This is a genomic window from Streptomyces sp. NPDC001868, from assembly GCF_040297125.1.
Lineage (GTDB): Bacteria > Actinomycetota > Actinomycetes > Streptomycetales > Streptomycetaceae > Streptomyces.
On the sequence record NZ_JBEOYO010000003.1, the window covers coordinates 129201 to 150139 of the forward strand.

At 66.8% G+C, this 20939-nt stretch carries 17 protein-coding genes and 2 pseudogenes; 7 read left to right on the top strand and 12 right to left on the bottom strand.

Features of this window, described 5'->3' with window-relative positions; all coding sequences use genetic code 11:
• Position 1: 1 nt before the first annotated feature.
• Positions 2 to 1756 carry a succinate dehydrogenase flavoprotein subunit gene (gene sdhA, locus ABT147_RS05355; RefSeq protein WP_351402818.1) on the top strand — a complete coding sequence of 585 codons (1755 nt, stop codon included), beginning with the start codon at positions 2 to 4 and terminating at the stop codon, positions 1754 to 1756.
• Entirely contained in the window at positions 1756 to 2535 is a 780-nt protein-coding gene (locus tag ABT147_RS05360) for a succinate dehydrogenase iron-sulfur subunit (protein ID WP_005481014.1), read from the top strand. The genes sdhA and ABT147_RS05360 overlap by 1 nt, the downstream gene beginning before the upstream one ends.
• Positions 2536 to 2726: 191 nt before the next feature.
• Here the strand turns inward: ABT147_RS05360 and ABT147_RS05365 are convergent, their stop codons facing one another.
• From ABT147_RS05365 to ABT147_RS05380, 5 genes are all read right to left on the bottom strand, one after another.
• Positions 2727 to 2990, bottom strand: coding sequence for a TM2 domain-containing protein (locus ABT147_RS05365; protein ID WP_033525300.1), 264 nt, complete (start codon positions 2988 to 2990; stop codon positions 2727 to 2729).
• Positions 2991 to 3354: 364 nt separating this feature from the next.
• The gene (locus ABT147_RS05370; RefSeq protein WP_351402819.1) at positions 3355 to 3753 is read right to left on the bottom strand and encodes a DUF2752 domain-containing protein; all 399 of its coding nucleotides are present in this window, start codon (positions 3751 to 3753) and stop codon (positions 3355 to 3357) included.
• Positions 3746 to 4255, bottom strand: coding sequence for a TM2 domain-containing protein (locus ABT147_RS05375; protein WP_351402820.1), 510 nt, complete (start codon positions 4253 to 4255; stop codon positions 3746 to 3748). The genes ABT147_RS05370 and ABT147_RS05375 overlap by 8 nt, the downstream gene beginning before the upstream one ends.
• Positions 4256 to 4408: 153 nt before the next feature.
• Positions 4409 to 4789 carry a DUF7737 domain-containing protein gene (locus tag ABT147_RS47285; RefSeq protein ID WP_502983028.1) on the bottom strand — a complete coding sequence of 127 codons (381 nt, stop codon included), beginning with the start codon at positions 4787 to 4789 and terminating at the stop codon, positions 4409 to 4411.
• Positions 4750 to 5484: a DsbA family protein gene (locus ABT147_RS05380; RefSeq protein ID WP_351402821.1), complete on the bottom strand. Its 735-nt coding sequence runs from the start codon at positions 5482 to 5484 to the stop codon at positions 4750 to 4752. The genes ABT147_RS47285 and ABT147_RS05380 overlap by 40 nt, the downstream gene beginning before the upstream one ends.
• A gap of 260 nt (positions 5485 to 5744) precedes the next feature.
• On the opposite strand from ABT147_RS05380, the gene ABT147_RS05385 reads away from it, so the two are divergent.
• Entirely contained in the window at positions 5745 to 6533 is a 789-nt protein-coding gene (locus tag ABT147_RS05385; RefSeq protein WP_351402822.1) for a LamG-like jellyroll fold domain-containing protein, read from the top strand.
• Between the two features lie 105 nt (positions 6534 to 6638).
• On the opposite strand, the gene ABT147_RS05390 is transcribed toward ABT147_RS05385, so the two are convergent.
• On the bottom strand, positions 6639 to 7091 hold the full coding sequence (locus ABT147_RS05390) for an ATP-binding protein (RefSeq protein ID WP_351402823.1): 453 nt from the start codon (positions 7089 to 7091) through the stop codon (positions 6639 to 6641).
• A gap of 263 nt (positions 7092 to 7354) precedes the next feature.
• On the opposite strand from ABT147_RS05390, the gene ABT147_RS05395 reads away from it, so the two are divergent.
• Positions 7355 to 8206 carry a helix-turn-helix domain-containing protein gene (locus ABT147_RS05395; RefSeq protein ID WP_351402824.1) on the top strand — a complete coding sequence of 284 codons (852 nt, stop codon included), beginning with the start codon at positions 7355 to 7357 and terminating at the stop codon, positions 8204 to 8206.
• A gap of 11 nt (positions 8207 to 8217) precedes the next feature.
• On the top strand, positions 8218 to 8430 hold the full coding sequence (locus ABT147_RS05400; RefSeq protein ID WP_351402825.1) for a DUF397 domain-containing protein: 213 nt from the start codon (positions 8218 to 8220) through the stop codon (positions 8428 to 8430).
• Positions 8431 to 8715: 285 nt separating this feature from the next.
• Here the strand turns inward: ABT147_RS05400 and ABT147_RS05405 are convergent, their stop codons facing one another.
• From ABT147_RS05405 to ABT147_RS05415, 3 genes are all read right to left on the bottom strand, one after another.
• Positions 8716 to 9315, bottom strand: a complete 600-nt coding sequence (locus ABT147_RS05405) for a winged helix-turn-helix domain-containing protein (RefSeq protein ID WP_351402826.1) — start codon at positions 9313 to 9315, stop codon at positions 8716 to 8718.
• Positions 9300 to 9500 (bottom strand): hypothetical protein, encoded by a 201-nt coding sequence (locus ABT147_RS05410; protein ID WP_351402827.1) that lies wholly within the window; start codon positions 9498 to 9500, stop codon positions 9300 to 9302. The genes ABT147_RS05405 and ABT147_RS05410 overlap by 16 nt, the downstream gene beginning before the upstream one ends.
• Positions 9501 to 10178: 678 nt before the next feature.
• The gene (locus tag ABT147_RS05415) at positions 10179 to 10460 is read right to left on the bottom strand and encodes a hypothetical protein (RefSeq protein WP_351402828.1); all 282 of its coding nucleotides are present in this window, start codon (positions 10458 to 10460) and stop codon (positions 10179 to 10181) included.
• A 188-nt stretch (positions 10461 to 10648) separates the two neighbouring features.
• On the opposite strand from ABT147_RS05415, the pseudogene ABT147_RS05420 reads away from it, so the two are divergent.
• A pseudogene (locus ABT147_RS05420) lies at positions 10649 to 10795 on the top strand (steroid 3-ketoacyl-CoA thiolase); the annotation flags it as partial.
• A 120-nt stretch (positions 10796 to 10915) separates the two neighbouring features.
• Here ABT147_RS05420 and ABT147_RS05425 read toward each other — a convergent pair.
• The gene (locus ABT147_RS05425; protein WP_351402829.1) at positions 10916 to 11317 is read right to left on the bottom strand and encodes a hypothetical protein; all 402 of its coding nucleotides are present in this window, start codon (positions 11315 to 11317) and stop codon (positions 10916 to 10918) included.
• A 228-nt stretch (positions 11318 to 11545) separates the two neighbouring features.
• On the opposite strand from ABT147_RS05425, the pseudogene ABT147_RS05430 reads away from it, so the two are divergent.
• A pseudogene (locus tag ABT147_RS05430) lies at positions 11546 to 12788 on the top strand (IS481 family transposase); the annotation flags it as partial.
• Positions 12789 to 13148: 360 nt separating this feature from the next.
• On the opposite strand, the gene ABT147_RS05435 reads toward ABT147_RS05430, so the two are convergent.
• Positions 13149 to 13502 carry a hypothetical protein gene (locus ABT147_RS05435; protein WP_351402830.1) on the bottom strand — a complete coding sequence of 118 codons (354 nt, stop codon included), beginning with the start codon at positions 13500 to 13502 and terminating at the stop codon, positions 13149 to 13151.
• 65 nt (positions 13503 to 13567) lie between these two features.
• On the bottom strand, positions 13568 to 20824 hold the full coding sequence (locus ABT147_RS05440) for a polymorphic toxin-type HINT domain-containing protein (RefSeq protein ID WP_502983029.1): 7257 nt from the start codon (positions 20822 to 20824) through the stop codon (positions 13568 to 13570).
• Positions 20825 to 20939: the final 115 nt, after the last annotated feature.

The following is a 20939-nucleotide window of genomic DNA, read 5'->3' on the forward strand; positions in this document are numbered from 1 at the left end:
CATGAAGATCCACAAGTACGACACCGTCATCGTCGGCGCCGGCGGCGCCGGTATGCGCGCGGCCATCGAGTCGACGCAGCGCAGCCGCACCGCCGTGCTGACCAAGCTGTACCCCACCCGCTCCCACACGGGCGCCGCGCAGGGCGGCATGGCCGCCGCGCTCGCCAACGTGGAGGAGGACAACTGGGAGTGGCACACCTTCGACACGGTCAAGGGCGGTGACTACCTGGTCGACCAGGACGCCGCCGAGATCCTGGCGAAGGAGGCCATCGACTCCGTCCTCGACCTGGAGAAGATGGGCCTGCCGTTCAACCGCACCCCGAACGGCACGATCGACCAGCGCCGCTTCGGCGGTCACAGCCGGAACCACGGCGAGGCCCCGGTCCGCCGCTCCTGCTACGCGGCCGACCGCACCGGCCACATGATCCTCCAGACGCTGTACCAGAACTGCGTCAAGCACGGCGTGGAGTTCTTCAACGAGTTCTACGTCCTGGACCAGCTGATCACCGAGGTCGACGGCGTCAAGAAGTCGGCCGGCGTCGTCGCGTACGAACTCGCCACCGGTGAGATCCACGTCTTCCAGGCGAAGGCCGTGATCTACGCGTCCGGCGGCACCGGCAAGTTCTTCAAGGTGACGTCGAACGCGCACACGCTGACCGGTGACGGCCAGGCCGCCGTGTACCGCCGGGGTCTGCCGCTGGAGGACATGGAGTTCTTCCAGTTCCACCCGACCGGCATCTGGCGCATGGGCATCCTGCTGACGGAGGGCGCCCGCGGTGAGGGCGGCATCCTCCGCAACAAGGACGGCGAGCGCTTCATGGAGAAGTACGCGCCGGTCATGAAGGACCTCGCGTCCCGTGACGTCGTCTCGCGCTCCATCTACACGGAGATCCGTGAGGGCCGCGGCTGCGGTCCCGAGGGCGACCACGTCTACCTCGACCTCACCCACCTCCCGCCGGAGCAGCTCGACGCCAAGCTCCCGGACATCACCGAGTTCGCGCGGACCTACCTCGGTATCGAGCCCTACACGGACCCGATCCCGATCCAGCCCACCGCGCACTACGCCATGGGCGGCATCCCGACGAACGTCCAGGGTGAGGTCCTGCTCGACAACACCACCGTCGTCCCGGGTCTGTACGCCGCCGGCGAGGTCGCCTGTGTCTCCGTGCACGGCGCCAACCGCCTCGGCACCAACTCGCTGCTGGACATCAACGTGTTCGGCAAGCGGGCGGGCATCGCCGCCGCCGACTACTCCCAGAAGGCCGACTTCGTCGAGCTGCCGGAGAACCCCGAGTCGCTGGTCGTCGAGCAGATCGAGCGGCTGCGCTCGTCCACGGGCAACGAGCGCGTGGCGGACATTCGTCGCGAGCTGCAGGAGACCATGGACGCCAACGTCATGGTGTTCCGCACCGAGCAGACGATCAAGACGGCCGTCGAGAAGATCGGCGAGCTGCGCGCGCGCTACAAGAACGTGGCGATCCAGGACAAGGGCCGCCGGTTCAACACCGACCTGCTGGAGGCCGTCGAGCTGGGCAACCTGCTCGACCTGGCCGAGGTCATGGCCGTGTCGGCGCTCGCGCGCAAGGAGTCCCGCGGCGGTCACTACCGCGAGGACTACCCGAACCGCGACGACGTCAACTTCATGCGCCACACCATGGCGTACCGCGAGGTCGGCGACGACGGCTCCGAGACCGTCCGCCTCGACTACAAGCCGGTCGTCCAGACCCGCTACCAGCCGATGGAGCGTAAGTACTGATGGCAACCCCGACCCTGGACAAGGCGGACGCGGCAGGCAGCCCCGAGCCCGGTTTCGCCGACTCCCCGTACATCACGGTCACCTTCCGCATCCGTCGCTTCAACTCCGAAGTCTCGGCCGAGGCGACCTGGCAGGACTTCCAGCTGGAGATCGATCCCAAGGAGCGCGTCCTCGACGGTCTCCACAAGATCAAGTGGGACGTCGACGGCACGCTGACGTTCCGCCGCTCCTGCGCGCACGGCATCTGCGGTTCGGACGCCATGCGGATCAACGGCAAGAACCGTCTGGCCTGCAAGACGCTGATCAAGGACATCAACCCCGAGAAGCCGATCACGGTCGAGCCCATCAAGGGCCTCACGGTCCTGAAGGACCTGGTCGTGGACATGGAGCCGTTCTTCCAGGCGTACCGGGACGTGATGCCCTTCCTGATCACGAAGGACACCAACGAGCCGACGCGCGAGCGTTTCCAGACCGCCGAGGACCGCGAGCGCTTCGACGACACCACGAAGTGCATCCTCTGCGCCGCGTGCACGTCCTCGTGCCCGGTGTTCTGGAACGACGGCCAGTACTTCGGTCCGGCCGCGATCGTCAACGCCCACCGCTTCATCTTCGACTCGCGTGACGAGGCCGGTGAGCAGCGGCTGGAGATCCTCAACGACCGTGACGGCGTGTGGCGTTGCCGTACGACGTTCAACTGCACGGACGCCTGCCCGCGCGGTATCGAGGTCACCAAGGCGATCCAGGAGGTGAAGCGGGCGCTCATCACGCGCCGCTTCTGATCCGCCCCCGATGCCCGTGAGGAAGGCCCGCAGGTTCTCGCCTGCGGGCCTTCCGCGTTCCCGGCGGAGGCGGGGCGGAGGCGGGTGTGCGGCCCACGCACGAGGGCCTCGTCCTCACGCGAAGCTTTGGGGGAAGCTCCGCGGTGGACGAGGCCCTTCGGTCGATCACCTCACGGCGATCCTCAGCGCGATCAGCCGCGCAGGACACGGCCCTGCGAGTCGGTGCGGTCGTTGCTCGTGAGGAACAGGATGCCGTCGATCAGGGACCAGAAGCCCAGACCACCGCAGGTGAGGAGCTGGGCGACGCCCACGCCGACGGAACCCACGTAGAAGCGACCGATGCCGAGCGTGCCGAGGAAGAGCTGCAGGATGCCCGCGACGATCTTCGACTTGTCGGAGTACGGACGCCCCTGCGGGTCGTGGCCGAAGGGAGCGTCAGGGGTGGGGACGGTCATGGAAATAACTCCTGGATGTACTGACTGAATAACCGAAGCGGACTGCTCCGGGGGGATCGCAGGAGAGAGGGCGCGGCACAATACCGGCAGTGATCGGGCACGGCGAACACCGGCCAACGATCGAGCACGACGTAATCCCCCGTCATCCCCCCTGTCGCCGTTGCAGCGTAGTGAGACTCGTGGGACCGATGGGAGGGTAATCAGGCGATCGTTCCGATTCCGTGATCCGATTCCAGCCAACTTGCGACAACTGACCGACGTAAAGCGGGCGTAAGGGATTTACGGAGGCCGGCACGGGGAAGAAAGCGGGGTTCGGCCTCGCCCGACGCGAAGGTCGGTGAGGGCCGGTGAGGGCCGGTGAGGGTCAGCGCAGGTTGCGGACGATCGTCCACGTCACCGCGACGCCCAGGATCAAGGCCTGGGTACGGGGCTTGAGTTCGGGGCGCCAGCGGCGGCCCCGCAGGCCCTCGACGAACCAGCGGCCCAGCAGCGCGAGCGCGAAGGGCGCGGCGAGCAGCAGCACCCGGTTGTCGTGCCAGGCGGCGGCGAACTGGCCGTGCATCAGGTCGTACACCATGCGGGTGCCGCCGCAGGCGGGGCAGAGGAGCCCCGTGACATAGCGGAACGGGCACTGGGGCAGCAGATGGCCGGGCTCGTGCGGGTTGGTGCCGTACAGGTACGCGGCGCCCCCCAGCCCGGCGGCGGCCACCGCGAAGGGGGCCGCCGCCGGATGCCGGAGGGTGCTGAGGCCGCGCTCAGCCACGCAGGACACGTCCGTTGGAGTCCGTGGTGTTGCTGCTGGTCAGCAGGATGATGCCGTCGACCAGCGCCCAGATGCCGAGGCCACCGCAGGTGAGGAGCTGCGCGATGCCGAGGCCGACGTGACCGATGTAGAAGCGGCCGACACCGAAGGAGCCCAGGAACAGCGAGAGGATGCCCGCGACGATCTTCGACTTGTCGGAGTACGGGCGGCCGTACGGGTCGTAGCCGTACGGGGCGTTGGGGTCGCCCGTGTACGCGCCGCCCGGCGTGGGCGGCACCTGGTAGCCGCCCTGGGGGTAACCGCCCTGCTGCGGGTAGCCGTAGCCGGGCTGGCCCGCGCCCGGCTGCTGGTAGCCGCCGCCCTGCGGAGCCCCGTACGGGTCGCCGGCCTGCGGAGCCCCGTACGGGTTGGCGCCCGGCTGGCCGGGGGCGGCGCTCGGGTACCCGTATCCGGGCTGCGGCGGCTGCGGGGGCTGAGCGGGCTGCTGAGGCTGCTCGGTCACGGTACTGACTCCTGCGTGTTGTTTGCTTGAGCGGCTGGATAGCTGAATATGGGCTGTCCGTCATATTGCAGGAGGGAAGGGCCCGGAGAGAAGTTGTTACTTCGACCGGTCCCCACCCGACTCCCGCATGTGGGCGGAGTCACAGTCCTGTGATCACAGTTGGCTGAGGATCGTCGGGTCCGTGAGCTCCGTGTCCTTGGCGAGCAGCATCGCCTTGCTGAGGATGACAGCGAGCATACGGCCGCCCCCGTGGGGGAGATAGCCGGTCTGCGCGGTTCCGTTCCCGTCGCTGTACCCGTTCCGGTTCCCGGGTCCCGTTCCCGACGGCCGACTTGGGTACGACGCGGAGGTGGTCGGGGTCGAAGGTCCCCGGTCCGGGGCCCGGCTGGTCCCGTGTCGCTCCAACCGGCCCCTCTGGCCGAGGACTTCGGTGGAGTCGCGGTCCGCAGAGGGGCGGGGTCGTGGTCCACGCGGGGCACGAACGGCAGGCGCGGTCAGCTCATGTCCTCGGACATGAGCACGCTCTCCTCCCACCCCTCCGGGTCCTTCTCCACGGCGTTCAGCAGCCGACCGAACGCGCCCCGGTCGTAGAGCATCCCGGCGTACATCTCCCGGACGCGGTTCCCGTTGATCACGGCGGTGGGTGTGCCCGGTCCGCGCGGGTCGGGTCCCGCGTGCTCGTAGGCCTGCTCGGACCTGGTCACGAAGTCGCGGTACTTCATGGTCCTGACGGCGGAGTCGAACGCCGGGCCGCGCAGCCCCTCCACCTCGTCGGCGAGGCGTAGCAGATTCGCGTCGGTGAAACCGTCGACGGCCTCGTCGGGCTGGTTGCCGTAGAGCACCGCGTGGTATTCGGCGAACCTGTCCTCCTCCAGCGCGGCCCGCAGGGCGTTGACTGCCTTCCTGGAGCCGCTGCCGCCCAGCCTGTCGTCGAGGAAGGAGGCGAGGGTGTACTCGGTCACCACCGAGCGCAACAGGGTCAGTTCACGCGCGGCCGGACCGCCGCCGGTCTGCTCGAACTCCTCGCAGTAGGGGCAGCGCGGATCCTCGTACAGGCGGAGGGTGACCGGCGCCTTCGGGTCCCCGACGCGGATCGTCGTGCCGTCGGCGCCCAGTTCCTCGGGCAGATCCCGCAGATTCCCGTACGCGGGCTTCCCCTCCGTCGAACCGGCCCGCTGACCGCATCCACCGAGCAGCAGCCCCAGTGCGACGGCCACCACGGCCGTCATCCGTCTTCTCCGCGCACCCACCATCGACGAACGTCCCTCCTCCACACACCGAAGGGCCGGATCACAGCCTGCGCGGCTCGCCTCCCTCGCCTCTCGCCCCCGAACACCCGAACACCCGAACACCCGAACACCCGAACACCCGAACACCCGAGAGCCTGACATGTCCGCGCACTATATGACACCCACCGGGAAGCGGATCGGTTGGCCGGATACCGTTCGGCTCCTGTGACGGATAGGGCCCTTGATCACAGACTGAGCTCATGAGCATTCTGAGGAAAGCCGCGGCCATGTTGTCGGCCGTGGCCGCGATCCTGATCGCGATACCCCCCACCGCCTCGGCAAGCACCGCCCCGTTCGCAGCCACACTCGTCCGGGAGAACTTCAACCATCTCCCCCTCGGCCCGGTGACCAAGGGCCGGGGCTGGACCGCCGACACGTCCACCGGCACCGGCACCCTGACCGTCGAGCCCAGCCCGGGCGGCCACGGCCGCGAACTCCGCGTCCGCACCGAGGGCAACGGCCGCGCCTTCGTCGTCCTGCCCGACCTGGCCCCGCCCGGCAACAGCCTCTGGGCCCGGATGCGGCTGCGCGTCACCGAGTTCCCCACGGCCCCCGACTGGGCCCACTGGACTCTCGCGGAGGCCTCGGGCACCGACTCCCCCACCCTGGTCCGCCCCCTCGGCGGCCAGTACGCCCCCACTGACAAGGGCAACTTCTGGGGCGTGGGCTCCGACCTGGGCCCGACGGGCGACTGGACCAACTGGAAAACCTCAGCTCCAGCGGTCGCGGGCGAGTGGACCTGCGCCGAGTTCCACCTCGACGCCTCGGACAACCGCGTCACCGTGTATCTGGACGGCGTGGAACAGTCCCACCTGACCGCCTCCACCAAACAGCACGGCGGCACGGCGGACGACTTCGTCTTCCCCACCTTCGACGAGCTGAAGCTGGGCTGGCAGCTGTACCAGTCGAACCCAGCTCCGGCGGCGTTCGAAATGAGGATGGACGACATCGCGGTGAGCAGCCGGCGGGTGGGGGGCTGCGAGGTCTGACACAGAGGCCTGACGCAGGGGACCACGCACCGCGCCTCTCCTGACCTCAAAGCTATAGCTCCTGAGTGGGCCGCCCGTCCTCCGCGAACGGGCGGCCCACTCGGCCTATACGCCCGGGAAACGCCACTCCGCCCACACCTCCTTACCACCGCCGCTACGCCGCCCGTTGACGACGAGGTAATGCCCCCACTCGTCGGCGCAGGCCCTCGACAGCCACAGCCCCCGCCCATTCTCAGCATCGAGCCCCGGCCCCGGCCTCTCACGCGGCAGACACGGGCTGCTGTCCCACACGCTCAGCCGTAGCCGCCCGTCGGCGCGTAGAAGCCGTACAGCGACCGGATCCCCCGTATTTGCAAGGGAGTTCGTGACCAGCTCAGAGGCGACGAGTTGGGCGTTGTCGAGGACGGTGGGATCGGCTCGGTAGCGGGTGAGTACGGCTCGCACATGGGCGCGGACGATGCCGGGGCCGAGGGGGGAGTGGGGGATTCGGAGGGCGTACTCCCAGTCGGTGTCGAGTGGCGAGTCCGCGAAGTGGGCATTCGGGGCGAGTTCGGTCATGACCGTAACTCCTCTTTGAGGTACGGGGGTTGGATGACATGTGCGAAGGGGCAGCAGACGGGCCCGAGACGGACGGATGAGTCGGGTGACGCGGGCGGTGGCTCTGCCGCTGTGTGCCTGCGCTGTGCGCGAGCAAGGCGGTGCACTTCCTGAAACCCCACGCCACGTTGGGTAGTTGTTGTGACACTGAAAGTAGAGGTCTGGGAGTAGGGTTACTACCTACCGAGTCAAACCATTACCCCATCGAGTGAAAGGCGGGCCGCATGCCGCCAAGGTCAGCAGCGACCGAACGACAGCAGCGCCTGGGCGCTGAGCTGCGCAAACTGAGGCAGCGGGCAGGCCTGAACTCCCGCGAGGCAGGCGAGCTACTCAACGTCAACTCGGCGCGCATCAGCTCCATCGAAGCCGGGCGCTTCGGGGTCAGCGCGGATCGGGTCCGCATGTTCGCCCACAGCTACGGCTGCTCGGACGAGACATACATCGAGGCCTTGGCCGCCATGACCGCAGGCCGGGCCCGCAACTGGTGGGACGAGTATCGCGAGACCCTTCCCTCTGGACTCCTCGACCTCGCCGAGCTCGAACACCACGCGACGGCCATCCGCACGGCACAAGTGGCTCACATTCCCGGCCTGTTCCAGACCGTCGACTACGCGCGCCTGATCTTCCGGCAGTCCATCCCGAAGCTCTCCCCGCCAGAGATCGAGTACCGCGTCACCCACCGCATCAAGCGCCAGGGCATCCTTTTCGCGGCCAACCCGACCCCGTTCACCGCGGTCATCCACGAGGCAGCGCTGCGCATGCGATTCGGCGACCGAGACGTGACGAGCGAACAGTTGGAACACGTCATCGAAATGAGCGAACTGAACCATGTGACCGTGCTGGCCATCCCGTACGCCGCCGGCATCTTCCCCGGTGCCGGGCAGACCGTCCTGTACGCCGATGGTCCTGTCCCCCAACTGGACACCGTACAACTCGACGCCGAACATGGGTCCGTATTCCTCCACGCCGACCTCCAGCTGGAGAAGTACCGCACGTTCATGACCCGCTTCGAGGCAGTCGCCCTCAAGGAGGCCGCCTCCCGAGACCTGATCCGCGAGATCATCAACGACCTCTGAAAGGCTCCGAAGTGCCCACCCTCCACTGGCAGAAGTCGTCCTACAGCAGCGAGGGAAACAACTGCCTCGAACTGGCCACTGCCCCCGACGGCACGATCCACCTCCGCGAGTCCGACGACCCCACAGTCACTCTGACCTTCCAGCCCCGGGAACTCACCACCCTGCTGCACACGACACGCAGAGGCATATGTCTTCACCGCACACAACCGCTCGCGTCGAGTTGACCTCATCCGTCAACATTGGCCCGAACGCGACAGCGTAGGCACTACCCCCGAGGGAGTAAGCGAAGTCAAGTGTCGCCAGGTCCGTGCCGCCAACCTCGACCACCTGATCCATGGGTTTCGATGAACGCTTGAGTACAGGCCAGAAGCTCTCTGCCACAGCGTTGCCAAAACAGGCCCCCGTCCTGGCGGTACCCTGAGCGAAGCCCCAACGCGCGGGCCTTTCTCCGCAGAGTTCAGTTGGCGTGTACTCACTTCCGCGGTCGCTGTGCACGACGCAGCCGGAGTTCAGGCGTCCCGGCCGTGGTCCACCCACAGCGCGTCGATCATCAGCTCGCCGCGGTGGTGGTCCGCAATCGCGTAGCCGATGACCTCGCGGGTGGCAAGGTCCAGCCAACAGGCGTGGTGCAGCCAGCCCTCTAACCTGATCCGATCCACCACAACGCTTCGCCTGGTGTGCGTGGGTAACCAGTCCGCGTGTTCCTCGGCGAATGCGACGAGCTCCTTGGCGAGGGGCACGTTGAGATTGCCCCAGCACCACACGAGCGGGGCGTTGAGCTGCTGGCGGGCGGTGATGATCAGGTCGCGGTACTCGTGCCAGGCGAAGGTCTTCGGCTTGCCCTTGCGGCCGTGGTGGACGCGCAACCGGTAGAAGAAGTGCGGGCGGCTCCCGGTACGGAAGCAGACGGCGCCGGCGATGTTGACCCGGCCGTTTCCCCGCACCCGCCCCACGGGGCGTGCTCCGCGCGGTGCCCAGGTCCGCCGCTGTCCTTTTAACCGCGGCCACACCTCGTCCTTCCACATCTCGATGGCCTCCTCGTCGCGCTCGATCGCGTGGCGCACCGGGACCTGGCAGGACCAGCCATGCCGTTTCAGCAGCTTGGCCACCCCTGAATCGTGTAGCCCTTGTGGAACAGCCTGCCGATCAGGGTCTTGATACGGCCCAGCGTCCACCGCTGGTCATCACCGAAGTCAGGGGCCAGCGGCCCCCGCTTCAGCTCCGCCTCCAGCCGGTCCCACTCCCGCACCGACAGCCGCTCGCGCGACACCGGCCCCTTCGACTTCAGCGCCACGATCCCGCCCTCGCGCCACACCGTGCACCACCGCCGCACTGTCCGTCCGTGACCCGCAGATCGGCCGCGATCACCGTGGCCTCATCACCGCGCTCGAACCGCTCGGCCGCCTCCTGCCTCAACCGTTCCCGCTTCTCCTGCTCGACGGGCGTATACCTGTCCCTCTGCGCGTACCGCATGATCCCGTCGTACCGCAGGGATCATGAACCGTCACGACACCCGCAGGCTCTACGAGTTCAACCTGAGTAGCCGTGGCCAACCATTGCTGACGCGATCAGCTCTCCTTGCGGGAGATATCCCATGTCAGCGCTTCGCCTGATCTGACGGTTACCCACGCCACAGGGAACTCCAATAGGACACCGCAGACCTCACCTACAGAATTACGAATGTCCGAGATCGAGATTATGATGTCGAGACCGGAACTCCCGATCTCTCCCATCTCCTCGAAAGCCCATGACTCAATGGGCCAGCACCACGCAGGCAGCGCCGGCCACTGACCTTCAGTGACCTTGAGGGTCCAGTCTGTGCCGCAAGACAAGATGACGGAACGGTCTGTGTCAAACAGGAATTCCACAGCCTCGATCGATGCGGCATCCTGAGAGTCATCCGCAAGGTACGTAACGCCAAGCGCGGCTCGCACGCGCTGCCCCGCTCGTATATTCGCTACTTTTCGCTCAGTCATTTCTTACACCGGCGCGGGTAGGGACTGGCTTGCTCGAACCAGCCGTTTGGCTTACTCATAGGAAACATAGTGACGAACTGGCCATCACCCTTCGTCACTAGAAGATCGTTCCCTTTGCGGTAAAAGAAATAGTCGTCTTCGTCGCCATTCTTCGGATTCCACGGGCCTTGCCGCACTTCGTCATGCGACCCGCGAACCTCTGCGATTTTACCGCGGAAGCCCTGACGGGCAGATGCATCATCTGGATTGAGGCCATACCACTGAGCATGCTTGCCCAACTTTTCCCGAACTGTCCCTCATCGATGGAAAACTCAGGACCACAGTCGCTGTGGTGAACGAGAAGCAGCGTGTCCCCCGCCAGCACATAGTACGTGTGCTACGCACCCCTCCTTATCTGCGCATTCGCAGATAAGTGGCGGTTTCTGCTTCCGCTGGTGTCCGTGGTTGTGCGGGGGAATCCGTGTTTGTTGTCGTCGCTACTGCCGGAGCTGTCGATGGGCCCCACCTGAACGAGCCCATCGACACAACGCGAGCAATGGTGCTCGGCAAGGCCGGCATGACACTGAAGGACATCAACCTGTTCGAGATCAACGAGGCGTTCGCGTGGGTGATGTAGAGCTGGGCGAAGGTCTTCGACGCCGACCCATCGAAGGGCAACGTCAATCCGGCCGACTGCTCACGGATTCCGGCTGAGTCGCAGCCGGGGTCTGTAAGCTGTCGTAGCCGGGAGGGCTCACACGGTGGCGAACCACAGATCGTTTGCCGAGAAGGTTTCTATCTCCAGTTCTCGGAGCTTCTCCTCCTCGCCGAACGCCCGCCCGAGCACGGCGATATCGCAGCGTATGACTAGAGCGTCGAACGACGGAACAAGAATCACCGTTCCGCCCTGGGCGAGGACTTGCAAATCTCCTAAAATGCGTTCCTCGGCGACGATCAGTCGCAGCGTTGTGGACACCATCGCCACGCGAGCGTCCCGGACCAGGACGCTCAGCCATTCTTCGTCGGCTTCTTTGTCCCAGTCGATAACCCCTCCGACCGATCGGGCCAGATAGTCAGCGATCTCGACTGGGACCTCTTCGCGCCAGGTGACCGGCGGATCAACCAACCGCGCCAGCACATCCGAGACATCGATCACGGTGCACCTCCGGGGCTCCCGTGAATGGCACCCCGAGCATTTCGGTAGACATTTATGTAGTTAGTCAATTCCCCAGTCCCATCTGAACGCAGCGCCCTGACCCGCGTCTGTCCGGTTTCGGTTGACGCTTGACGCTGTGGCCTCACTTGATGCTTGACACCGCTTGCCTCGGCTTGGCTGTGTGGCTGGATGTGGCGCATGGGGAGGGCTGGGGCCGTGCTGGTGGAGTTGAGCGTGGTCGAGCAGCGGTTTCACGCGGTGATGGAGGTTGCCGCGGGAGTGCCGGTCACTCAGGTCGCGGCCCGGTATGGGGTGTCGAGGCAGTCGGTGCATGCCTGGGTGCGCAAGTACGAGGAGTTGGTCCTGCCGGGGTTGGCTGATCGGTCGCATCGGCCGGTTTCGTGTCCGCACCGGATCGCCGGGGAGGTGGAGGCTGTGGTGTGTGAGCTGCGGCGCCGGCATCCCGGCTGGGGTCCGCGCAGGCTGGTGCACGGGCTGGAACGGCGGGGCATCTCCCCGGTTCCCTCGCGGGCGACGGTCTATCGGTTCCTGGTGCGCAACGGGCTGATCGAGCCGGGCACTCGCAGGCGGAGACGGTCGGATTACCGCCGGTGGGAGCGGTCTGTGGCGATGGAGTTGTGGCAGATGGACATCGTCGGCGGTGTGCTGCTCGCGGGTGGTGACGAGTGCAAGATGGTCACCGGGATCGACGACCACTCACGGTTCATGGTGATTGCGAAGGTGGTGGAACGGGCCACGGCCCGCGCGGTGTGTCTGGCTTTCGGGGAGGCACTGCTGCGGTTCGGAGTGCCGGAAGAGGTGCTGACGGACAACGGCAAGCAGTTCACCGCCCGGTTCGGTTCCGGCAGACCCGGGAAAACGATGTTCGACCGGATCTGCCGGGAGAACGGCATCGCCCACCGGCTCACCAAGCCCAGGTCCCCGACGACCACGGGGAAGATCGAGCGGTTCCATCAGACGCTGCGGCGTGAACTGCTCGACGGCTGCGCCCCGTTCGCGGATGTGGCAGCAGCTCAGGCGGCGGTTGATGTCTGGCTGGAGGACTACAACCGGATGCGGCCGCATCAGTCTCTGGACATGGCCGTCCCGGCCAGCCGGTTCGTCCCCAGGCCACGAGCCCGAGCAGGATGCGCTGGTGGTGGTCCTGCCCGCCCGCCTTGACCTCGTCGCGCCCCCGCCGCCGCCACCGCCAGATCCTCTGTCACCTGAACCGGTGGCCGTGACCTGGCCGTTGGCCGAGGGCGAGATCGGTGCGATCGAGGTGGAACGGGTGGTGCCCGCCTCGGGGAACCTGAGCCTGCGCGGGCAGCAGATCTGGTTCGGCCCCGCTCTGGCCGGCACGGCGGTGACGTTGCGGATCGACGTGAACAGGCTGCATGTCCTCATCGGCGGTCACCGCCACAAGGACTTGCCTTCGAAGCTGTCCGGCCGGGACCTGAAAGCCCGGCTCAAGGAACTCCTCGGCCACGCCCACATCGGCGTCACCGCCACCGTCTACGCCCACGTCCGACTCCGCCTCCAACGCGACGCCATCGACCTCCTCAGCCACGCCCTTGCCCGCCCTGCCAACGACGAATCGACCCGCGACGACGGCGACGACCCGCCGCTGTGCGGAGCCATCGTCCGCTGACGTTGCCGTCAAATACTGCCGTCACCCCACGCAGAAGCCCCGCCAGGACGCACCTGACGGGGCTTCAATTTTGCTGACGCTATCACCCCTTCAAACGGGGCGCATTTCACGCCAATGTTTCACACGACCGAGATTTAAACCCTGAGACAGGACCCCCGGAAAACCCCCAGAGAGTCGAAGCTACCCTGACCGAAGCACCTTCATCTGAGGGTCAAAACAGTTCAATCCAAACCTGTTGGCAACTCGCGCCACGTACGCAGACGCCACATCTGCACTATTCCACGCAAGTGCGATGTAAACGTAAGGCCCACTTGCCCCTTTGGAAAGTGGCGTTGCAGCCCAGGGCGTATCGTCTCCAGTATCCCTATCAGGCCAACGCTCAGTAAGGGCAGCCAGGAAGTCGGCGATAACGCTTCTCACCGGGAACAGCTCATCACCGTCGAGATACTCGTCGTACAGGCGATTATGCACCCTAGCCGCTTCGCGACCACTGGCTGGCACATCACCTTGCCAAACCGCCAGGTCGTAGCTCATCTTTCACTCACCTCGTCTCGCGTGCAGTAGAGCTCGGCGCTCACCAATGCTCGCTTCCTGGCCCCCTACCATGCCTTTGCCCCGCCATAAAGGATCATGTTGACGTCAGCCTGCGGTAGCAAATCGCCACTCTTCAAGCCCCAACTACTCATTTGGTCGGACCGCAGGATCACGTCCCCGCTGCCCCCAAGCTGCCCATACACAGTCTTCTGCTGAGGCGACAGTCTGGCTGAAGGGCCATTCTTCACTTCAAAATACTCGGGCGCACCCAAGCCGGGACCATTCCTGGTTGCGATGACATCAACAAACGATGTCGTCCCGTCTTTAGCTTCAAGCTTCACGTGCGTCCCCATGATCGTGTAACCACGGTCCTGAAGCTCCTGGACAGCTCTTGCTTCGCCCACCGCTCCCTTGGCCGGGCTGCACGGTCCGCTGTTGTGAACCAGAACCGGCGTCGCCCCCGCCAGCACATAGTACGTGTGCAGGTCGTCGACAGTGAGGTTGTACGTCCGGGCGTGCTGTGTGTAGGCACGGTTGCCGGTGACGAGGACCGTGTCGCCTTCGTCGGTGAGCAGGGTCATGCCCGGTTCAAGGTCGCCGGCTTCGATCCAGTCGTTCTCCGACGGTGACCAGAAGGGGTGCTCGTAGGTCGCTGTGAGTTGTTCGACGCCGTCTTCCGTGGCGATGGAGAGTTCGTTGAAGTGTTTGTCGTCCTCCGTGACGATGAGGCGGGTGACTTCACGCGCCCCGGTCTCGCCGGTCTCCGGGTCGGTGGCCTGAACCTCGTCGCCGAGTTCGACGTCCTCGATGTCCTTGGTAGTGCCGTCGGCCATGAGGACGTCTGCTCCAGCCAGGAAGCACTTGTTGCAGGTCGAGCCTGTCCCGCCCCTCGCTCCCTTTCCGGGCATGGTACCGCGCATACCGGTGTCACCAGCTGCGGTCACCATTGAGGAGAACCCCGCAGACTGTTCTCGGAACTGCATTTCCAGTTCTGCCGGGCAGGACTTCATCGCCCAGCAGACGTTGAGCGCCCAATATCCGAGTTGTTGCTGAGCGCCCATGTTTTCGCTGTCGCTCAGATAGCTGGGAAGCTGACCGTTCGTGAACCGCGCACCATCCAGCAGCTCAGTGAAGCGCTCATCGAACTCTTCCCTCCCCTTCCAGCCCGTCGGAACTTCCACGCCCGGATAGACGATCGTCCGGCGCTTGTTCATGTAGGAGCCCGGGTCCAGGTGCGTGACCCCGCCCCCTCCCTGAGAAGCACCCTGACGGGCACCCACATAACGTTTCTCGGTCCCGTTGGAGCCCGTTCCTCCGATCGGATATCCCTCGCCGCAGGTCATGCACAGCCCCGTCGGGTCGGAGTTCGAGACCGGGCCGTTATTGGAGTACGCGTACCCGTTCATCTGCAGCGGGTCCGCGATGTCGATGATCGGGTCCGCCGAGATGAAGCGGCCCGAGTTCTGGTCGTACTCGCGGGCGCCGATGTGGGTGAGGCCGGTGGTCGTGTCGTCGATGCCGACGCCGATGTAGCCGCGCTTGTTGGGCCAGGACGTCGGCCTCTGGCCGCGGAGTTCGCCGTACGGCTTGGCGGCTCGGCGGGTGACCGCCTGGCCGCTCGCCAGGGCCACCGCCGTGTTCGCCGTGCCCAGGTGGTCCGCGAGAAGGGCCGAGAGCTGGTGTCCCGTCGTCGCGCCGCTGGTCGTGGTGCGGGTGACCAGTGGGGCGCCGGGCTGGGCGTAGGACCGGGAGGCGCGGGTCACCGTGCCGGCGCTGCTCGTCGTCACCTCCGTCTCACCCAGGTACAGCGTCGAACCGGACGGGGAGTTCTCCAGGAGGCGGTTGCCGTTGGCGTCGTAGACGTAGGTCGTCTTCTTGCCGCCGACCGTGATCGTGTCGAGCTTGTTCTCCGAGGTCCACTTCAGGTCCTGGGGACCGGCAGCCAGGTCGCGGACCGTCGTGTTGCCCACCGCGTCGTACTTGTAGGTGCTGCCCTGACCCGCTGGGCTGGAGGCGATCGACGTCATCGTGTGCGGCTGTGCGGTGAGGTTGTAGCCGTACGTGTAGGTGACGTTCTTGGTCGCGTCCGCCGGGTCGGCCTCGGTCAGGGTGGCCCGGTTGCCCAGCCAGTCGAAGGTGAAGGACTGGTGGTAGGCGGTGGCTCCGGTGGAGACCGTCGCCGTGGCCGGGGCCGTGGCCGCCAGCGTCGACTTCAGCGAGGCGTCCGGGGCGGACGCGTCGGTCGCCGTGTCCGGGGCGTCGGCCACCGGACCCGACGAGGCCGCGTAGTCCGTCCGCGGGCCCCACGTCGTCCCGTTCGCCGACTTGCAGCCCGTGCCGTTGCCGGCGGGCGCGATGTTCGACGTCCAGGCGTTGGCCAGCTCTCCCATCACGTCGTACGTGAAGCACTGGGTGTCCCACACGGAGCCCGAAGCGTCCGACAACTGGCGCGCGTTGGACGTGATCAGGCCCGACTTGTCGTACGCGTAGGTGCTGTCCGAGATGCGGTGCGGGCCGGCCGTCTCCCGGTCCGCGACCGTGCGCTGGAGACGCCCGGTATAGGGGTCGACGAAGTTCGTGGTCCAGACGCGGTTCGGCTGGGAACCGGACACCGTGCGGAGCGGTTCGCCGTACGGGGAGTAGGTGACGTCGGACGTGTACCAGGCCAGACCCGAGGTCGACTCCGTCAGGCCGTCGCTGTTGTAGCGGGTGACGACCTTCTCCTGGGCCAGGCCTCCCACTGACGGCAGCGTGACCGTCTGGGGCTTTCCGGTCTGGGTGTACGTGTACTTGTACGCGTACGTGCCGGTGACACCCGCCGTCATGCTGTTGGAGGGGATCACCGTCTCGGAGCCCGTGGGACGGTACTCGGTGTCGTAGCCCGTGACGCGGTTGATGTAGTCGCCGTTCACGGTGTGCCTGGTGGAGGCGACCGGCTGGCCGAGGGCGCCCGACAGGGAGTCGTACGTGAACGACTTGACGGGGTTGCTCGTCTGGGAGCCCTCACGGACGAACTTGGTCCGGCCCAGCTCGTCGTACTCCGTGTACGTCGTCCGCTGCTCCGCGTCCGTGACCTTGTACGGCCGGTCGGCCTCGTCGTACCAGGTGTCCGTCTTGCCCACGTCCGGGTCGGTGGTGGAGGTCACCCGCCCCCGGGCGTCGTACTTGTACGTCCACTTGTTGCCGGCCGGATCGGTGACGCTCGTGCGCAGGCCACGGTCGTCGTATCCGTAGGTGGTCGTGCGGCCGGCGGTCGTGCTGTCGTCCTTGTGGTGGACGATCGAGGTGACTCGGCCGAGCGCGTCCGTGAACGTCCGGGTCCGCGGCGACGTCGAGCCGACCGGGTCCACATACGTGCTGGTGTCGCCGTACTCCGACTTGGCCTCGTGCACCTTCTTCTCGTCGTGGTACGTCGACTGGCTCACCGGCCGTTCCAGACCGTCGTACCGGTGTTTGACCCGGCTCGGGACGAGTGACTTCGACTTGGGTGCGAAGAGCTCGGCGGCCGGATCGCCCTTCGCGAGGTAGGCGCTCGTCTGCTCGTCGACCAGGCCGTGGTCGTTGTAGGTGGTGTCCGTGACGACACGGCCGGGGCCGTGCGCCTCCGCCTGGGTCTGGACCTGGCGCATCAGGCCGTCGAAGATGGTCACTTGACGGCTGTAAGTGCCATCGTCCTTCAGCGACTTGGTCGTGACAGCGGCAGGGCGGGACTCGTTCGAGGTGGCGATCGCCGGCTGGTACGCGATCTCGACGTTCGGTGACTTGCCACCCGAGGAGCGGGACGGCGACCAGCCCTTCACGAAGCGGCCGAGGGCGTCGTACTCGCTGCGGGTGACCCGGCCGTTGGCGTCCTCGACGGTCAGCGCCAGGCTGCGGCCCGGGTCGAAGGTCGTGGTGACGGCGTGGCCCTTGGCGTTGATCGCCTTCACCGAGGTGACGGGGCCACCCGCGTCTCCGGGGGTGTACTGCATCTCCGTCGTACCGGCACCCGGCTTGGCGACGGTGCGGACACGGCCCAGCGGGTCGTACGTCGTCCTCGTGACGACCGAGTACGAGGTTCCGGTGCCGTCCACCCCGGCTGCGGCCGTGACCAGCCCCTTCGTCGGGGCATCGCCGTACGACAGGTTGTCGTAGGTGGTGCGGGTCGCCTTGATCAGCTTCGTGGCCGGGTCGGCGATGTCGTGGGCCGCGCAGGTGGTGCCCGTGGTGCGCTGCTGTTTCGGCAGTCCGATCAGCCAGGCCGACGTGTTGTGGACGTAGGTCGTCCTGGTGCAGCTCTGGTCGGAGAAGGCCTCGCCGGAGCCGTCCGGCTTGACCACCGCCGTCTCGACCTGGACCGGGATGCCGTAGGTGTCGTCGACGGTCGTCAGGGTTCGGACGGCCTGCCAGCTGTCGTCGACCTTCTGGATCTCGTCCGTGCGCTCCACGCCGCTGCGGTGTGCCAGGAGCGGATCCATGTCCGTGCCGTCCTCGGCCTCACGGAACCGGGACGCGGTCTGCTTCGACCAGGGGTAGTTGAGGGTGCGCTTCTTCGGCGTCCCCTTGTCCGAGTCGCGATAGGTGAGACTCTCCGCCGTCATGCCCGCGTACTGCGGCTCGTCATCGGTGACCAGCGTGTACTTGCCCGTGGAGTCCTTGACCTCGCCGCCGACGCCCTGGAAGTAGCGCGTCTCGGAGTACGACTGCGCCTGGGGCGCCGCTGCGGAAGAGGCTGTCTTGCTGCCCTTCGTGACCGCCACCTGGCGGTAACCGCGCCAGACGTTGTATGTGCGCAGCGACGGGCGGGTGAACTCGTCGTCGGACTTCGCCCAGGCGGGGTCCGAGTAGTCGTACTTCGTATGGATCAGCTTGCCCCGCGGTGTGACCTTGTCGTTCTCGGTCACGGAGTCCACGACGTACTTGTTGAACCAGGACTTCGCGGGCTTCTTCTCGTCGCCGTCCGGCGACCAGCGGACCGGGTAGCAGGTGCCGTTGTTCTTGCCCTTGTCCTCCGCAGGCTCGCTCGCGCAGCCGCCCTTGTACTCGATCTCTATGTCACCGCCGTGTTCGGTGGCGACCGTGCCGATGCGGGGGCGGGTGAAGGGCGGGCGCTGGTCCTTCGGCCCGCTCAGCACCAGGTTGGGGAGTTGACGGTCCCTCAGGCGACCCTTCAGAGGCGATGAGGAGCCGACCGTGTACTCGCCGAAGCTGACGCCGTCCTTGTGCTGGAGGGTGCCGGTGGTGTCGCCGGGGGCGAAGCCGCGGCGGGTGATCGAGTTCAGCCAGAGGCCGGGGGAGGTGTAGTACCAGTCTTCGGGGAAGGACTGGTGGAGGTCGTACGTGTCCACCTTGCCCAGGCCGGTCTGGCCGGCGCGGGCCGCCTTCGTCGTCACCGAGTCGAGGCGCAGCTGCGTCCAGAAGGACGGGAAGGCCGGGCACAGCTTCGACGTCGACTTGCAGTTGAGGTTGCCGGGGGTGTCCCACCAGGGGCGGTAGGCGCCCGGGTCGGAGGTCTTGGCGAAGTTCGCCGCGTCGCAGGCCGTGGCCGACTTCAGGCAGCGCTGCGCCACGCCGAACTCGACGGTCGCGGACGGCTTGGTCAGGTCCGCGCGCATGCCGTACTCGATGGTCTTCGGGTAGGCGTAACGGTCGTACTGCTCGGGGGACTTGAACTTCTTCTTCACGGCGTAGTGGTTGGTCTCCTGCTTCCAGGTGACGACCAGCGTGTTGCCGTGCACGTCGACGACCTTGTCCAGGCCCCAGCGCCACGCCTGCTTCTTGCCCGCGCCGCAGCGGGAGTCGGCGAAGGCGGTGGCGTGGCAGGGTTCGCCCGGGTGGTTGCCGAAGACGGGGACGGTGGAGACGGAGTCGGTGTCGGCGTGACCGCCGCCGACCTGGTTGAGGCCGTAGTAGTACTTCGTGCCGTCCGTGGTCGTGACGATCCAGTACTCGCCGTTGTTGTCGCCGTTGGTGCCGCCGACGCGGTGCTCGATCCGGGTGCCGTCGTCGCTCTGGGGACGGTAGAGCTCGGTGTCGGTCTCGGGGTTGCTGCCGGAGGCGGCGTCCCGCACCAGTTCCGTCGTCTTGCCGCCCAGGGACATCACCGCGTTGTGCGACACCCAGCACAGGTCGGACGTCTTGTCCTTCTTGGCCGTGTTGTTGGCGGTGCCGGACTTCATCTTCTTGCGGTCGTCCTGGCAGGCGCGGTAGCGGCGCTCGATGTGACCGGCGTCGTAGTCCCAGCCCTCGCCGATCCAGGAGGACTGGGGGGAGGCGACGGCCGTACGGCCGTCCACGCTCTGGGAGTTGTAGGTGAACTCGACGTTCGGGGCCGGGCCGGCGGGGGCCGCCGGGACCGTCAGCGGGTAGGACCAGGTGAACGCTCCGGACGAGCCGCCCGCCGACCACTTGCCGTTGGAGGCCAGCGGCGTGGCCTTGAACGTGCCGCCGGCACCGCCGCCGGAGTCGACCGCCCCGACGACGGCCGCGTCTCCGGTCGCGGCGACCGGGGTGACGCCTGTGGCTGAAGTGCGGTAGGCCGCCTGGGCGATCGACGGTCCCTCGGTCGACGTCGTCTTCGCCGAAGCCGGGGTGACGGTTCCGTCCGCCGCCGTGTCGACCGTGGCGGTGATCGACTGGGTCTGGATGTCGTTGGTGGTCTCCAGCTCCTCGTACTCCTGGCACGCCTCGTCGTCGGGCGTGGTCAGGTAGCACTCGGGGAACTGGACGAAGCGCAGGCGGGAGGCCCAGTCGGCGCCGTAGAGGTTCTTGAACTTCGCGTAGTCGAGCTTGACCGAGATCGGCACGGAGCCGGTGGCCGGGGCCTGGACCTTCACGATCGTGCCGTCGACGCCCTGGGACACGGCGGCCGCGCGGTCGTAGACCTGGACCTGCCAGGTGCCGGTAGGCGCGGCCTGGTCCGGAGCCTGCCCGAGACTGACGGGGAGATTTCCGGCGGGGGTCAGGTCGACCTGTTGCGCGGTCGCGGTCGTACGGGCCGACGCGGGGGTAGTGCTCGCGGCCGAGCCAAAGTTGACCGGCTCCGTGCCGGCCGCCGGTGTAGTGATCGTGCCTGTCGGGGCCTGCTGCTGGTCCGGAGGAACGTCGACCTTCAGAGTCTCCAGGTCGGGCTCGGAGACTCCGCCGGCGACGGTCTCGTCCTGGTCGAGGGTCTCCAGCTGCAGGGTTTCGCGGCCCTTCTCGGCCGTGGCCGGGTCGGGCGGCAGCGCGAACGACTGCGCCGGCAGCAGACCTACGAGCAGCGCCGCCCCGACAGTGGGCACGACGGCTGCGCGCACCCGGCGCAGCCGACGCGAGCGGACAGGCAGAAAGCGACCGAACACGGCGAGGTCCCCCCGGACCATTCGAGGCGGGACCAGGAACGGACCACGCGTGATGGCGTATCAGATGCCGGAGATTCTGTGTCGGTTCTGTGGAGTTCCGCTAGATCGACTGTGG